This window comes from Nitrospirota bacterium (assembly GCA_016214855.1).
In the GTDB taxonomy this organism is placed as follows: domain Bacteria; phylum Nitrospirota; class Thermodesulfovibrionia; order Thermodesulfovibrionales; family UBA6898; genus UBA6898.
This window is the reverse complement of sequence record JACRMT010000009.1, coordinates 1-14,837: the sequence shown is the minus strand read 5'-3', so window position 1 is coordinate 14,837 and position 14,837 is coordinate 1. Positions and strand designations below refer to the sequence as shown.

14 protein-coding genes, 1 rRNA gene and 2 pseudogenes are annotated in these 14,837 nt (G+C 46.7%); 11 read left to right on the top strand and 6 right to left on the bottom strand.

Annotated features, from left to right (window positions below):
- Together HZB62_09190 and HZB62_09185 are read left to right on the top strand one after the other, a co-directional pair.
- Nucleotides 1-111, top strand: a 23S ribosomal RNA gene (locus HZB62_09190); the annotation flags it as partial.
- 125 nt (nt 112-236) lie between these two features.
- The gene (locus HZB62_09185; protein ID MBI5075317.1) at nt 237-1,700 is read left to right on the top strand and encodes a sigma-70 family RNA polymerase sigma factor; all 1,464 of its coding nucleotides are present in this window, start codon (nt 237-239) and stop codon (nt 1,698-1,700) included.
- 56 nt (nt 1,701-1,756) lie between these two features.
- Here the strand turns inward: HZB62_09185 and HZB62_09180 are convergent, their stop codons facing one another.
- Entirely contained in the window at nt 1,757-2,785 is a 1,029-nt protein-coding gene (locus tag HZB62_09180) for a LysM peptidoglycan-binding domain-containing protein (protein MBI5075316.1), read from the bottom strand.
- Between the two features lie 159 nt (nt 2,786-2,944).
- Between HZB62_09180 and HZB62_09175 the strand changes: the two genes are divergently transcribed.
- Both HZB62_09175 and HZB62_09170 read left to right on the top strand, forming a co-directional pair.
- On the top strand, nt 2,945-3,172 hold the full coding sequence (locus HZB62_09175; protein MBI5075315.1) for a hypothetical protein: 228 nt from the start codon (nt 2,945-2,947) through the stop codon (nt 3,170-3,172).
- A gap of 7 nt (nt 3,173-3,179) precedes the next feature.
- Nucleotides 3,180-3,308: pseudogene (locus HZB62_09170) on the top strand (DNA alkylation repair protein).
- A gap of 157 nt (nt 3,309-3,465) precedes the next feature.
- Here HZB62_09170 and clpB read toward each other — a convergent pair.
- The 4 genes from clpB to mnmG all read right to left on the bottom strand — a co-directional run bounded on the left by clpB (nt 3,466) and on the right by mnmG (nt 9,697).
- The gene (gene clpB / locus HZB62_09165; GenBank protein MBI5075314.1) at nt 3,466-6,105 is read right to left on the bottom strand and encodes an ATP-dependent chaperone ClpB; all 2,640 of its coding nucleotides are present in this window, start codon (nt 6,103-6,105) and stop codon (nt 3,466-3,468) included.
- 11 nt (nt 6,106-6,116) lie between these two features.
- The gene (locus HZB62_09160; GenBank protein MBI5075313.1) at nt 6,117-6,464 is read right to left on the bottom strand and encodes a MerR family transcriptional regulator; all 348 of its coding nucleotides are present in this window, start codon (nt 6,462-6,464) and stop codon (nt 6,117-6,119) included.
- On the bottom strand, nt 6,461-7,549 hold the full coding sequence (gene dnaJ, locus HZB62_09155; protein MBI5075312.1) for a molecular chaperone DnaJ: 1,089 nt from the start codon (nt 7,547-7,549) through the stop codon (nt 6,461-6,463). Before dnaJ ends, HZB62_09160 begins: the two co-directional genes overlap by 4 nt.
- Nucleotides 7,550-7,816: 267 nt before the next feature.
- Nucleotides 7,817-9,697 carry a tRNA uridine-5-carboxymethylaminomethyl(34) synthesis enzyme MnmG gene (mnmG, locus tag HZB62_09150; protein ID MBI5075311.1) on the bottom strand — a complete coding sequence of 627 codons (1,881 nt, stop codon included), beginning with the start codon at nt 9,695-9,697 and terminating at the stop codon, nt 7,817-7,819.
- A gap of 147 nt (nt 9,698-9,844) precedes the next feature.
- Between mnmG and HZB62_09145 the strand changes: the two genes are divergently transcribed.
- The 7 genes and pseudogenes from HZB62_09145 to HZB62_09115 all read left to right on the top strand — a co-directional run bounded on the left by HZB62_09145 (nt 9,845) and on the right by HZB62_09115 (nt 13,744).
- Nucleotides 9,845-10,282 (top strand): nucleotidyltransferase domain-containing protein, encoded by a 438-nt coding sequence (locus tag HZB62_09145; protein MBI5075310.1) that lies wholly within the window; start codon nt 9,845-9,847, stop codon nt 10,280-10,282.
- Nucleotides 10,283-10,708 (top strand): DUF86 domain-containing protein, encoded by a 426-nt coding sequence (locus HZB62_09140; protein ID MBI5075309.1) that lies wholly within the window; start codon nt 10,283-10,285, stop codon nt 10,706-10,708.
- Between the two features lie 68 nt (nt 10,709-10,776).
- Nucleotides 10,777-10,992, top strand: a complete 216-nt coding sequence (locus HZB62_09135) for a type II toxin-antitoxin system HicB family antitoxin (protein ID MBI5075308.1) — start codon at nt 10,777-10,779, stop codon at nt 10,990-10,992.
- Nucleotides 10,993-11,243: 251 nt separating this feature from the next.
- Nucleotides 11,244-11,627, top strand: coding sequence for a type II toxin-antitoxin system RelE/ParE family toxin (locus HZB62_09130; protein MBI5075307.1), 384 nt, complete (start codon nt 11,244-11,246; stop codon nt 11,625-11,627).
- Complete coding sequence (locus HZB62_09125; protein MBI5075306.1) at nt 11,608-11,946, top strand: helix-turn-helix domain-containing protein; 339 nt, start codon at nt 11,608-11,610, stop codon at nt 11,944-11,946. Before HZB62_09130 ends, HZB62_09125 begins: the two co-directional genes overlap by 20 nt.
- Nucleotides 11,947-12,001: 55 nt before the next feature.
- Nucleotides 12,002-12,385, top strand: a pseudogene (locus HZB62_09120) (IS3 family transposase).
- A gap of 318 nt (nt 12,386-12,703) precedes the next feature.
- Nucleotides 12,704-13,744 (top strand): hypothetical protein, encoded by a 1,041-nt coding sequence (locus HZB62_09115; GenBank protein ID MBI5075305.1) that lies wholly within the window; start codon nt 12,704-12,706, stop codon nt 13,742-13,744.
- Nucleotides 13,745-13,926: 182 nt separating this feature from the next.
- On the opposite strand, the gene HZB62_09110 is transcribed toward HZB62_09115, so the two are convergent.
- On the bottom strand, nt 13,927-14,691 hold the full coding sequence (locus tag HZB62_09110) for a hypothetical protein (protein ID MBI5075304.1): 765 nt from the start codon (nt 14,689-14,691) through the stop codon (nt 13,927-13,929).
- Nucleotides 14,692-14,837: the final 146 nt, after the last annotated feature.

The window sequence follows — 14,837 nt, the reverse complement described above, 5'->3', positions numbered from 1 at the left end:
GGTGTATGCCCCCTAAAGGTCGGTGGTAGACTACCACTTCGATAGGCTGGAGGTGTAAGCGTAGTAATATGTTCAGCTGACCAGTACTAATTGACCGTGTGGCTTGACCCTTATTTCTCTTCCCTCCTGTTGTCAAAAAACTTCTTGCCAAAAGAAAAAAACGTAGTAAGATTAAAACACATAAATACAAGGGGGCCGATAGAGCCCCTTTTCTTATCCTCAGAAAAAGGTGACAGATGAAGGAACGCGATATATTTGAAGAGATCATTGATGTTGGCAAGCGCCGGGGCGTGCTGACGTACGATCAGATCAATGAGGCGCTTCCGTCTGAATACTTCTCCCCTGATGAAATAGAAGACCTTATGGATCTCCTGCAGGACATGGGGGTAAAGGTCACAGATTCCGTAGAAGATGAAGCGGCTATCGAGGAGGAACTCGAAGAGGAGCCGGTCGAATACGAAAAAACTGAAGACCTTGTTCAGGCTTACTTCCATTCCATGGGAGATATTTCTATCCTCACGAAGGATGAGGAGACCGAACTTGCCAAGCGCCTGGAAGAGGGAAGGAATATCATCCGTGATATCGTTGTGGCAATGCCGCTGTACAAAAACGTTGAAGAACAGATTGCACTGGAGCGGGAGCAGCTTGGCGAGGAAGAAGAGGTAGAGGAGCAGGAAGTTGAAGAAGGCGAAGAGGAAGAGAAGCCTGATGAGGCATTGATCAGGAGCCTGAAAATGCTCGATGAGCGCATGAGAGAGATCGAATCTTCCGACAGAAAGATCGGAAGGCATGGGAATCTCAGAGACCTGAAGAAGCTTATAAATGATAAGAAGAAAAAAGACATCAATCCCCTGAAGCTTAATGAACTGGCAAAAGAAATACAGGCTAAATATAAAAAAGTTGAAGTGGAAATAGGGCTCAAAATAGATGAACTGAAGGAAAAATGGGACAGGGTCAGCAGGGCCAGAGCGCTCGTGATGGAGGCAAAAAATGAGCTTATTACGCGCAATCTTCGTCTGGTCGTAAATATCGCAAAGAACTATGTCGGTCGTGGACTCCCGCTTCTGGACCTTATTCAGGAAGGCAATATCGGCCTGATGAAGGCGGTTGACAAGTTCAAGTATGAGAAGGGATTCAAGTTTTCGACCTATGCGACATGGTGGATACGTCAGGCCATTACGCGTGCCCTTATCGATCAGACAAAAACAATCCGTGTGCCTGTCCATATGATGGAGTTCTATAATCGTGTTACCAAGGCTTCGAGAGAGTTGACTCAGGCATTGGGAAGAGAACCGAGCAATGAAGAGATTGCGAAGAAGTTAGGCGTATCTACCAGAAAAGTAGAAGAGGTCTTCCGTGCGATACAGGATCCGATAGCGCTTCAGACACCAGTTGGCGATGAAGACACTGAACTGGAAGACTTTATCGGCGATAAAAATAGTCCGTCACCCTATTCTGATGCAGAAAGAAACGAGATTTCTGACCAGATCCTTATGATCCTGAAGACCCTGACACCAAAAGAAGAGAAGGTGATCAGAATGAGATTCGGTATCGGCGTGGACAGGGACCATACTCTTGAAGAGGTCGGCAGACATCTGTCGATCACTCGTGAACGGGTGAGGCAGATAGAAGCAAAAGCCCTGAGAAAGCTTAAACATCCAAGCCGTCTCAGGGCACTTAAAGTTCTTACATCCGCTTAACAGTCTATTCCGCTTCTGTTATCAGTTGCTTCTTTGTTACAGTATCCGTGCTTTGTCTAACGATTGCTGCAGAAGGAGAACTTCCCCTTCTTTTCTGCCTCTGTTATCAGGTTTCCCCTTGAGATGGCATCCGTGCTTTGTCTGACGATTGCCACAGAAGTAGAGTCCTGCACCTTGATTACCTGTATAAGCCCATTAGTGACGGTAAACTTCCCCTTATTGGCAGTTTTTAGCAGATCACCGACTTTAATATCATCCTTTTTCCCCTTATCCAGATAGACTATGTCAAACTGGCCGTTATTAACGCGACGCTGCCGAGCCTCAACAACGTACCCACTAACCTTAGGTGTTCTGCACTCCACTTCAGAGACAACCGGCGGGGCTTCCTTCTGGTAGGCGACAAGTATATCTCCAATATTTACATCAGAATAGCTTTCTATAATCTGGGCAGGTGTTTGTCCGTCATATTCGGACTTTTTTATTTCTGCAATGCCGGTAATTTCAACAAGATAGCCCAGTATATTATTGGTAACAGGATGCCTGACGATCGGACCTTTTCTTAGGGTATAAAAACGGTCACCAGGATTATGAGGCGCTTTTGTTGTCACGAAGACCATATCATGGTCTCCTAAAAGAATCTTCCCCGACGGCGAGCCGATGACCTTCCCCTGTTCGTTTACCGTGCCTGCAATCTCGCCGCTTGAGATATAGAGATTAGCATTGACAAGAGGCTTGGGTGCCGGCGGAGCAGGAACAGGAATCGGCGCAGGAGCAGCCTTTGGCGGCTCAGCTTCAACGATCGGCGCCATGACGGGTTCTTCCTTCTGGGCCTCTTTCCGTAACAGATAAAGAGGGATCTTTATTATCTGTCCAGGCATGATCCTGTCAGGATTGGGAATGTCAGGATTTTCTTTCCAGACCTTTGGCCATAGGAAAGGGTCAATCAGTTCCTTTTGGGATATATCCCAAAGTGTGTCGCCCTGCTGCACTTTGTACTCCTTTATCTCCTGCTCTTGAGCAAGAGCAAAGGAAGTTATGCTCAATAGGACAATTTCAAATAATAGTATAAGTTTTTTATTCAGCACAATACCTCTCCTTTTTTAAAGTTATTCTTCAACTAAAAACATAACCGGAAACACAAAAACTGTCAAGCATAATCTCGTATTTCAGTCCGACGGTTGCCGATGAGTTGCAAAAGAATATGTTTTTAGAAGACAATACAAACATAGTAAACAGGAGCCACTATGTCAGGAATAGAAATATATGTCAAGAATGAGCAGGAAAAAGCACAGCTGATCCAGGATTACCTTGCTCCTGATGATCTCTATCTCAGGGCAATCGATGCCCTGAAGGAAGAGATGCTGAAGAGCGGCGTTGACCTCGACACCTATGAGGGTAAAAAACAATTTATTCTCGCTGTCAGGGAACTGAACGCCCGGTTTGGCACAGAACTTCACAAAGAACTTCCTTAATTCCCCGATGAAGCCCTTGCAGCACCTGAAGGCAGGTCTCCTGAATCTGGCCGATCCTGAAAAAGCCAAAATACTTGCCGGTTTTTTTAAAACAGGCAAGGGTCAGTACGGCGAGGGCGATATCTTCTTCGGCATCATGCCATAGAACGTTTCGATAAAAAGAAAAGAAATTACTGGCTGAACAGGAAAAAGGATCTCATGTCTGTATCCTCCGGAAGGAGCAGCCAGACGGGACAGGCAGGGTAGTTTTCCCCTGCCTGTCCCGTCCATCCCTGTAAGCCGCCGTCTGCTGTTTATGATGTAATATCAGCCGCGACCGTTTTGCTGAAAGTTATCTGTCCATTTTCGACATCCACATCAACGGTGTCTCCAGCATGAAAGGAACCGTCAAGAATATTCTTTGCCAGCTCGTTCAGGATCATCTTCTGAAGCACTCGCTTGAGCGGCCTCGCTCCATAGATGGGATCAAACCCTATCTCTGCAAAATATTCCTTTGCCCTTTCAGTCAGCCTTAGCTCAATGTTCTTTTCCTTGATGTACTTTTTCATCCGCTCAATCTGGATATCGACGATCCGGGAGAGCAGCTTCTTTGTGAGCGGATTGAAGATAACGATCTCATCGACGCGATTCAGGAACTCGGGCCTGAAAAATGCCTTAAGATCCTGCATAATCTTATCTTTAAATTCCTGCCCTGAATTATCTATCCAGTATGCAGAAGGGTTTTTCTCCCTCTCTGTGAGCATGTCCTGAATGTGCGCGCTTCCAAGGTTGGATGTCATAATGACCACAGTATTTCTGAAGTCCACAGTTTTGCCATGACTATCCGTGAGCCTGCCGTCATCAAGAAGCTGAAGAAGAAGATTAAATACCTCTGGATGCGCTTTTTCAACTTCGTCAAAAAGCACAACAGAGTATGGCCTTCTTCTGACCGCTTCTGTCAGCTGTCCGCCTTCTTCATACCCTACATAGCCGGGTGGCGCTCCAATAAGCCTTGAGACGGTATGGCGCTCCTGATACTCAGACATGTCGATTCTGATCATCGCGTTTTCGTCATCAAAAAGGAATTCGGCCAGGGCCTTTGCAAGTTCGGTCTTGCCGACTCCGGTCGGTCCAAGGAATATGAACGACCCGATCGGCCGGTTCGGATCCTGGATGCCTGCACGCGCCCTTCTGACCGCATTTGATACGGCCTCGATCGCTTCGTCCTGTCCGACAACACGCAATCTGAGGCGGTCATCCATATGGAGCAGCTTCTTTATCTCGCCCTCAAGCATCTTTGTCACGGGGATATTCGTCCATTTTGAAACAACCTCTGCTATATCCTCCTCATCGACCTCCTCCTTGAGCATCTTTCTCTGCTGCTGAGCGTCAAGGAGCCTGGCATTTTCAGCTTCGAGGGACTTTTGAAGTTCAAGGAGTTTCCCATATCTCAGTTCTGCTGCCTTTGCCAGGTCTCCTTCCCGCTCTGCCTTTTCAGATTCGCTTTTCGTCATTTCTATCTGTTCTTTCAGATTGCGGATCTTGAAGATAACCTCTTTTTCGCTCAGCCACTGAGCCCTGAGTTCTCCCCTCTGGAGTTCGAGCACTGACATTCCCTTCTGTAGCTTTTCGAGCTTTTCCTTTGATTCTTTGCCGTCGTCTCTCATCACGGCCTGTTTTTCGATCTCGAGCTGCCGTATCCTGCGCTCGATTTCGTCGAGCTCTACAGGCATGCTGTCGATCTCCATCCTGAGCTTTGATGCCGCCTCATCGATCAGGTCGATTGCCTTGTCCGGCAGAAATCTGTCGGTAATGTACCGGTGAGATAGCACTGCAGCTGAGATCAGCGCCGAGTCCTTTATTTTTACGCCATGATGGACTTCATATTTACCTTTCAGCCCCCTCAGTATGGAGATGGTATCCTCAACAGACGGCTCTTTAATGAGAACAGGCTGAAACCGTCTCTGCAGCGCCGGGTCCTTTTCTATATATTTCCGGTATTCTCCTAGGGTAGTTGCGCCGACGCAGCGGAGTTCTCCTCTTGCCAATGCCGGCTTGAGCATGTTGGAGGCGTCAATAGAGCCCTCTGCGGCCCCTGCACCTACCAGGGTGTGAAGCTCGTCAATGAAAAGAATGATCCTGCCCTCTGCTTCCTCGATCTCCCTGATCACAGCCTTTAGTCTGTCCTCAAACTCGCCTCTGAACTTTGCCCCGGCAATAAGGGCTCCCATATCAAGGGCAACAACTTTCTTGTCCTTCAGCGTTTCGGGCACATCACCGGCAACAATCCTCTGTGCCAGACCTTCAGCCATAGCGGTCTTTCCTACTCCCGGGTCACCGATCAACACAGGGTTATTTTTCGTCCTTCTCGAAAGGACCTGGACGACCCGCCTGATCTCTTCATCACGGCCGATTACCGGATCAAGCTTGCCCTTTGATGCGAGTTCGGTAAGATCCTTGCTGAACTTCTTCAGTGCCTGGTATTTTTCTTCGGGATTCTGATCCGTTACGCGCTGGGTTCCTCGGATCTCCTGCAGTGCAGACAGGAGTTTTGCGGGATCCAGACCGTATTTTTTGAGAATGTCCGAGGAAGGACAGCTGACCGAAAGTACAGCTATCAGCAGAAGCTCTACGCTGACATACTCGTCCTTCAGCCTCTCCGCCTCTTTTTTTGCTGCCTCAAATACTTCTTTCAATTTCGGCGTTATGTAGATCTGTCCGACAGGTGTTGCGCTAATCACCTTCGGCATACGGTCTAAGGCTGTCTCAACATCCTTCTTCAGGAGCGCTGCGTTTACGCCAACCTTCCTGAGGATTTCCAGGGCAACGCCCCCTTCATCATCGAGCAGAGACCACAGAAGGTGCTCGACATCAATCTGCTGGTGTCCCTTTCTCTCTGCAAGTCTCTGTGCATTCTGCACTGCTTCCTGGCTCTTAATGGTAAAATTATCCATGATCGTTCTCCTTACTCTTTTCGCAACGCCCTGCGTAATTTATCTCTAACATCTTTCCTGGTCTCGTCTTCAAGATGGCCCATCATCTCTTCCATCTCCTGCTGGAGCACTTCCATGCGATGCCTCATCCTGAGAATAATGTCAACGCCGGCCCTGTTTACACCGAGTTCCCTGGTCAACTGCAGAATGAGGTTGAGCCTCTCAATATCACTCTCCGAGTATATCCGCTGCTTCTTTGCCCTGCTGGGCTGTATGAATCCCTCTCTCTCATAGAGGCGCAGCGTCTGAGGATGCACATTCAGAAGCTTCGATACTATGCTTATCAGATATACCGGCTCATCCTTGTCTCGCCTCTTCATTTCCTCACCATTCCTTTTCTTGGTGATTCCTTGTAAAGTGCCTCTACATCCTGAATTGCAGCCTTCTCCTGTTCACTAAGATCCTTGGGCACAGCGACTTTTATCGTCACGAACTGATCGCCTTTTCTGCCTGTTTTTGAAGAGGGAAAGCCTTTGCCCGAGAGCTTGAACTTTTGGCCGCTCTGTGCTCCCGAAGGCAGGGTCATCAAGGTCCCGCCTTCCATGGTCGGTATCTCTATCTTGGCTCCGAGAGCTGCTTCTCCAAAGGTAACCGGCAGGTCGAGATAGATATCAGCTTCCTTTCTGGTAAAGAACGGATGTGGTCTGACGGTGATCTCGATCTGCAGATCTCCATATTCACCACTCCCGTGTCCGGCTGCACCCATGCCTTTAAGTCTTACGCGCGAACCCGTGTCTGCTCCGGCAGGGATCTTTACCTTGATCGATTCTGTGTGCAGCATCTTCCCTCTTCCGGAACAGTGCCGGCACTGCTTTGTGGTCTTTCTGCCGGTTCCGCCGCATGGTGTGCAGGGCTGGGCCATTTTGAAGAATCCTTTTGATGCACTTACTTTGCCGGCGCCCTTGCAGTGTTCGCACTGCTGAAACGTTTCTGCACCTGTACCATTGCATTCCTTGCAGACGATTTCCCTGTTGAACGTTATAGGTTTTGTGACGCCAGAGAAGGCTTCCTCCATCGAAAGCTCAAGCCCCATGACAAGGTCAGGCCCTTTCATGTCAGGCTCATGATGCCCTCCGCCGTTACTGAAAAGATCTGAAAAGATGTCTCCAAAACCGCCAAAATCAAAGTGATCACCAGAGGTGTATGTCCGGTAATCGAATCCCGGCCCTCCGCCCTCAAACGGCGTTTTCCCGAACTGGTCATAATCAGCTCTTTTCTTCTCGTCTCCCAGCACCTCATATGCCTCACTGAGCTCCTTGAACTTATGCTCAGCAGTCTTGTCCTTGGGATTGAGATCAGGATGGTATTTGCGTGCCAGTTTCCGGAATGATTTCTTGATCTCATCCTGAGAGGCTTTCTTGTCCACTCCGAGCGTTGCGTAATAATCTTTCACATTGTGGGCCATTTTATCTCCTTACTTTCATATAATATAAGCTTAGTCGAGTTGTGTCAAGTATCTTTCTATGTAGCATGCGATAGTAACCTTTCCGCGACGAGGGAAGAATCATAACCCCTCCTCACCTCCCCTTATCTTCAGGGGAGGAATTAACCCCCTCTTGAGGTAAGAGGGGGAAGGGGGAGTTATGATCTTTTATCCGCTGAAGCCTCACCCCGTGATATTCTCAAGATTCTTGCCATCTTGATTGCCATCACAAAGAGACCAGGAGATAAATTATTGGGTGGTCTTCAAGCGCCGCTGTTTTTCAACGGCAACCATGAGGATAGAAAGTGCAGCCGGCGTCATGCCCTGTATCCTGCCTGCCTGCCCGAGGCTTTCAGGCCTGATCTCTTCAAGTTTGCAGAGGATCTCTCTTGATATCCCTGGCAATGAGCGGTAATCAAGATCAGCAGGAATTTTTTTGTTCTCTATTCCCAGAAGCTTTTCCGCTGCTTCCATTTGCCGCCTGATGTAGCCTTCATACTTGGTCTGAATTTCGACCTGTTGTTCAATGTCATCATTCAGCAAAGCGGACGAGGGGGCAAGCTCTTTTATTGCGGCATAAGAAACTTCAGGCCGCTTGAGAAGCTGGTCAAGCGTAATGTCTTCGCTGATCACGGATGTCCCGAGGGCATTCAGTGTGCGGTTGATAACAGATGGTTTAATCCTGACGGTTCTGAGTCTGGATATTTCGTCTTCAATCTTGGTCTTCTTATCTACGAACCGGCCATACAGGTCACTGTCAAGCAACCCTATGGCATGGCCCCTTTCCATAAGCCTGAGGTCTGCATTGTCATGCCGCAAAAGAAGACGGTATTCAGCACGGGAGGTGAACATGCGGTATGGCTCCTGAGTCCCTTTTGTGACAAGGTCATCGATAAGCACGCCGATATATGCCTCATGACGTCCAAGGATAAGGGATTCTCGCCCCTGAATTTTCAGGGCAGCATTGATGCCGGCAATAAGCCCCTGGGCAGCAGCTTCCTCATATCCGGATGTGCCGTTGATCTGACCGGCAAGGAACAAACCTTCAACGATCTTTGTCTCAAGCGAATGCTTCAGCTGTGTGGGGAATACAAAATCATATTCAATGGCATAGGCAGGCCGCATGATCTCAACCTCTTCGAGTCCCGATATAGTCCTCAGAAAAGCGACCTGAACATCATAGGGAAGACTGGTCGAAACGCCATTTGCATAATACTCCGTTGTCTCGAGACCCTCAGGTTCGAGGAAGACCTGATGCCGTTCTTTATGAGCGAACCTGACGATCTTGTCCTCGATAGAGGGACAATAGCGCGGACCAATGCCGGTTATCTTTCCGCTGTACATGGCGGAACGCTGAAGGTTCTCACTGATAATGGCATGAGTTTCCCTGTTTGTATAAGTTATGTAACAGGGCAGCTGCGGGTTTTCAATCTTTTCAGTGCTATGGGAAAACGGCAATGGCGGGTCGTCGCCATACTGTGCTTCTGTTTTTGCGAAATCGATGGATTTGGCATCCAGTCGCGCAGGGGTGCCTGTTTTCAGTCTGCCGAGTTTTAGTCCGAGGTGCGCGAGACTATTTGAAAGTCCGACAGAAGGGAATTCTCCCGCTCTTCCCGCCTCAAAGCTGTCGTGGCCTATATGCATCAGGCCCTTGAGGAACGTTCCGGCAGTAACAACGATGCATGCTGCACCATAGACAATTCCGAGGGATGTTCTCACGCCATAGACCTTATTATCATCAGCAAGAATTTCCTCAATGGTCGCCTGCTTGATGTCAAGTTTCTCCTGCTCTTCAAGCACTCTCCGCATCCTGAGCCTGTACAGGACCCTGTCGGCCTGAGCTCTCAAGGACCAGACTGCCGGTCCCTTTGATTTGTTCAGCATCCTGAATTGAATGCCGGCCCTGTCAGTCACCCTTGCCATCTCGCCGCCCAAAACATCGATCTCTCTAACAAGATGGCCCTTTGCAAGCCCGCCGATCGCCGGATTGCAGGACATCTGTCCAATAGTATCGAGGTTCATCGTAAAGATGCAGGTCCTAAGTCCCATGCGTGCAGACGCCAAAGCAGCCTCACACCCAGCATGCCCTGCACCGATAACGATCACATCGTATGTTTTAATTGCTTCCATGAAATCATATTATAAGATAATTCCTGTAATCGACGCACTGGAGGCAAAGAAAGCCTAAGAATGACAAAATGAGATTTGTCTCCAGCTATCCCTGGCCATCGAAATTTCTTGCTGCAGCCCTGTTTTTTTGGTATTCTTCAAACAATCATGCAGGCATTCAAGAGGCATTCATTAAACCCGGAGGAGAGAGCGACTGTAACAAACAACATTGCAGCCTTTTTTGGTAAGGAAGAGGCTATTCTGTTCGCATATGTTTACGGTTCCTTTTGCGGTGAGGACGGTTTTAATGACATTGATGTTGCGGTCTATGTTAACGAAACAGCCATAACAAAAGATGACAGCCTTGACTATCAGCTTGGCCTCGCGGTCAGACTTGAAAGAGAGGTAAAGCAATATCCGATTGACTGCAGGATATTAAACAATGCACCCCTCTCATTCAGATTTTCGGTTATCACGCATGGGGATCTTATTTATACAAAGGACGAAAAAGCGAGGGTATCGTTTGAGGCTATGACAAGGAGTCTCTATTTCGATTTTAAGCCCCACGCGCAGTTTTATTATCAGCAGATGGTTGCTGGTGCTTAGATGACGCCGATTAATACAGAAGTGGTAACGCGGCTCATTGCAGAAATGGAGCAGGCCGTTGCAAAGCTCCGCTCCCTGTCAGGCCTTTCACAAGACAAATTCCTTGCCGATTCCAATTTCTATGACGCAGCCAAATACAACCTGATTGTGGCAGTGGAAGCCCTTATTGACCTCTGCAATCATGTCATCGCCCAGGAAAGACTGGGAAAGCCGGAAGAATATGCTGATGTGTTGAGGATAATCGGCGCCAGGCTGTCCCTTGATGCTGACTTCATAATCAGGCTTGAAAAGATGGCCAAGTTCAGGAATCTTATCGTTCATCTCTACTGGAAGGTGGACAACTCCGAGGTGTATAACATCCTCAAAAACAACCTCAACGATTTTGATCTGATCAAGAAGGCCCTGACCGGATACCTGAGGCAGTAGGGCATCTCATAAAGCCGCCGTCATGGGAGAGGCGTTCCTGACAGACCTAATGGACTGGGAGGCACGTTATGAAATTCAAGTATGAGATCATCATTTATTGGAGTAAGCATGATGAGGTTTTTGTTGCAGAAGTGCCTGAACTGCCGGGATGTATGGCACATGGTCCGACCCCTGATAAAGCTCTGAAGAATGCCGGCGAGGCAATTCAGTCATGGATTGCAACAGCAAAAGAATTTGGAGATCCCATCCCTGATCCAAAAGGGGAGCGTTTGATGTTTGCATAAGCAGCCTAAAATATGCTTGCCCTGTTACGAAATAACTATACGTAATCGAAGAGAAGCTGTGCGCAAGAAAGTTTGTTGCATTGCCCATAGGAAGACAAAGAAAGAATGCCAAGGGCTGATAAAATGGGATGTGTCCCCAATTGTTCAATATGCAATTGTTTTTAAAATAGGGACACATCCCATTTTATGTCCTATTTTTACATTGATAAATATAATTCATAGTGCTATAGTTTATAGTGTCAGGAGATGCTGTGCGACTTTTCGAAACAAAATGGTTTGTACGTTATGCAAGGCGCGAACGGCTCGACGAGCAGAGCTTGCGCGAGGCTATTGTGCGCACGGAGCGTGGGCTTGTGGACGCTGATTTAGGCGGCGGGATCATCAAACAACGGGTGGCGCGAACTGGAGAGGGCCGTTCAGGGGGCTTCCGGCTGCTCATTGCCTATCGCTCCGGCAACCGGGCCGTGTTTCTTTACGGCTTTGCGAAAAGCGAACAGGACAACATCGGGGCGGATGACCTGGAAACGCTGCGCGAGATCGGGGCGGCGTGGCTTGAGGCGAAAAAAGAGCGTCTTGAACATGCAATTAAAGAGGGTCTTTTAAAGGAGGTCAGCTATGAAGACAAGAAAAGATAAAGCCAGCCGTTTGACACAAGCGTTGCTTGAAACGGCCAAGGATATGAAGGACGCCGGTATTTTGGGAAAGGCGGCTTACGAAAAAATCACCCTGCGCCACCTCGGCGCAAAGGATAAAGCCGAACTTGAGCCGTTGACAGCTGAAGAAATTCGCATGATGCGCGAACACGCGCATATGAGCCAGGCGGTTTTTGCCCGTTATCTCAACGTAACGGTTGGCTATGTGTCGCAATTGGAGCGCGGCGCAAAGCGACCCACAGGTGCGGCGCTTGCGCTGCTGAATGTGATACACCGCAAAGGGATTGAGGCTATCCTTTAGGTTACATGCATTTCGGACTTGTGAAGAATGAACTGATCAGCGCTGATCTTTTTCCCGAATCACAAAGGCGTTGGTTATGCAATCGCTGTTTCGTGCTGTAGCAGCTAAGCGGCCGGCAAAGGGTCTGATACATCACTCAGACCGGGGAAGTCAGTACTGCTGTCCCGCCTATAGGAAACTGCTTAAGCAATTCGGCATGACAGCCTCAATGAGCAGAAAAGGCAACTGCTATGATAATGCACCGATGGAGAGCTTTTGGGGAACGCTCAAGCAGGAGCTTGTCCATCATCGGAGATACAGCACGAGGGCAGAGGCAATACAGGATATTACGGAATATATCGAGGTCTTCTACAACAGGCAGCGCCGACAGGCAAGACTTGGATATCTATCCCCTGCTGTATATGAACATAAATTCTATGCTGGTCAGTTGGCCGCATGAATGCTTTGGTGTCCACTATTGACATCCGGGGTCATTCGCTGGAGGTGAGAAAAAAAGTATTCCAATAGACCGCATGGCAACATTGCTTGAGAGAGACTTTGCAGATTTCAATAAAGATAAGTTTTTAGCAGAATATGAGAAAAGGCGCAGGTTCATAGTTGAAGGTATTGAGTATGAACTGGATTGATAAGATTATTGAAGTTAAGAAAAGACTATCGAGGTTATTTTGTTAATTGGCATGGCATTGAATATTGACCCACCAGCAATTTCACCGGAAAATCATTATAATTTAGCGTGGGAATAGCTAAATAATAAATTATGGAAAAATACTATCAAGATAAATTGGCTGCTTTAGCCATTAAAATCAAGGATGACATTGGTGAGCAGGAAAACAATGTTAAATACAAATTTGTTATTCCTTTTCTGGAATGTTTTGGCTATAACCAGGAAATTGATTTTGAACACGCATCGCAAGGCAATAGACTTGACATATTCATTGATAGCATTGCAAAGCATTGTATCCTGGTTGAGGTTAAAGGTTACAGCAAAAATCTGGATGATTTTATTCATCAATTAAAGCGGTATTGTGATGAAAAGAGACCGATACTGGCAGTTCTGATGAACGGAGAAGAAATTCAGTTTTATTCTCCGTTTTGGAGAACTCCCAATTTTTCAGATACGCTGATTTACGCCATCAGAAGAAAGGATTTAGGCAATCCAGAACTTGTTGAGAGAATAGAAAAAATACTATTAAAAGACAATTTGAAAAATCATTTGGTTGAAAAATATATTCAAGATAGAGAACGCGAAATAGAAGATGCAAGAAGAGCAGTCGCGCAAGTTGATGATGCAATTAATAAGGAAGGCAAGCAAATAGAGAGCAAGATTTTTGAGCTTAACGATGGAATAGAAAATATCAGAAAACAGATTCAAGAGCTTAGCTCTAGGAGAGAAGCTCTTCTAAAAGATAAGGCGGGTCGCTCCGATGAGATTCTGAAAAGCATTTATTTTGAACGACCGGCGAAGAAGCGTATTGTCGCGTCTGAATTGCAAATTACTGAAATTACTACCAATAGGCCTCCTACTGCAGATGAACCACCATACATAGAGAATTATAGGCGTCAATTAAAGAATCCGAGCTCTCTTGTCGCAAGAGTGCTGATGTATATAGCCAATGTGGGAAGGATAAGCAGGAGTGATATGCAGAAAGCTTGCGTGAGCGAATTGGGCTGTAGGAGCGAAAGTTCCGGTAGTATTAATGCTTCAATCAAGGTATTAGAAGTTGATGGCTATATCAAAATCGAAGGGGCTGGCAACAATAAACAGATAGTATATACTGGTAAAAATTACAAGCAGTAAGAATAAAATTAAATCCGGACAGGACATGTCAAATATTTCAGGAAATATCGGGGACACATCCCATTTTCTGGACCTTCAGAGTTCAATATGTGGTCTACCTATGGGTAATTCTGAAAGACTTCGAAAGAAAATGGGATGTGTCCCCTTAGGCTAAACTCTGTGTCCATGAAATCGGGGGAAGATCATAATTCCAGTTTCTCATCATTATGTATTAATGGTGCAACAACTGTAACCTCTTTGCCATTGTCCAACGCGAAACTCTCTTGAGGAAAAGGAAATGCCCAAAATTGATTGATAGTTCCCTTAAAAGGGTCTTTTATATTATGTATTGTCATTGGTCCCAAGGGATCGTCAACCCGAGGATAACCGTTTCTATAAATGAACACAAAATCACGAAGGTCTTCAATGTTTAGATGAAATCCGTCTGGCACTGCAAGAACAGAAATATAAGCTCCTTCGTAATTCTCTAGTTTTTGCTCTGTATGATGGGTTACGTCAATGACATGTCCTCGTGTTGCTTGAAATGTGTGATAAGATGCGCCGTCCATAATCACTGTATTGTTTTCTGCAATATATTCTGTTGGTATTTCCGTTTTTGCTTTTTTCCACTCAGGGTGAAATGACTTAATTTCTACGAGATATCGTTGTCCCTTATACATAATTTCTAAATCACAGTCCTTACCATTTTTGTTTGTTCCTTTGGGCTCATAGATTATTTTGCAACCAGGGAATGCTTTGAATAAATGATTGATTACCTTCAATTCAAATATGTGATCTTCTACTTGGCGGTATGTGCTGTCTCCCCAATCGAGAGCATCTGTCAATTGATCAAAACGATCAAGCCAAGACTTAATATTTCCAACATTCCAACAGTCTTGATAAGCAACTGCCAACTCCGTCATAAATCGCGAAGGAAAACGATTTACTCGTTTATATATCTCTTTCATCTGTGTGAGATACAATCAAAAAGTGTGTAAATAGATAGAAGGCGGTGTATCCTTTCAAGTTGCGACCAAACAACAAAGGAAGGAGCCACCACCATGAAGAAGGGTATCACCGAGACAGAGAAGCAGTCAAGAGCAACGTATGACGT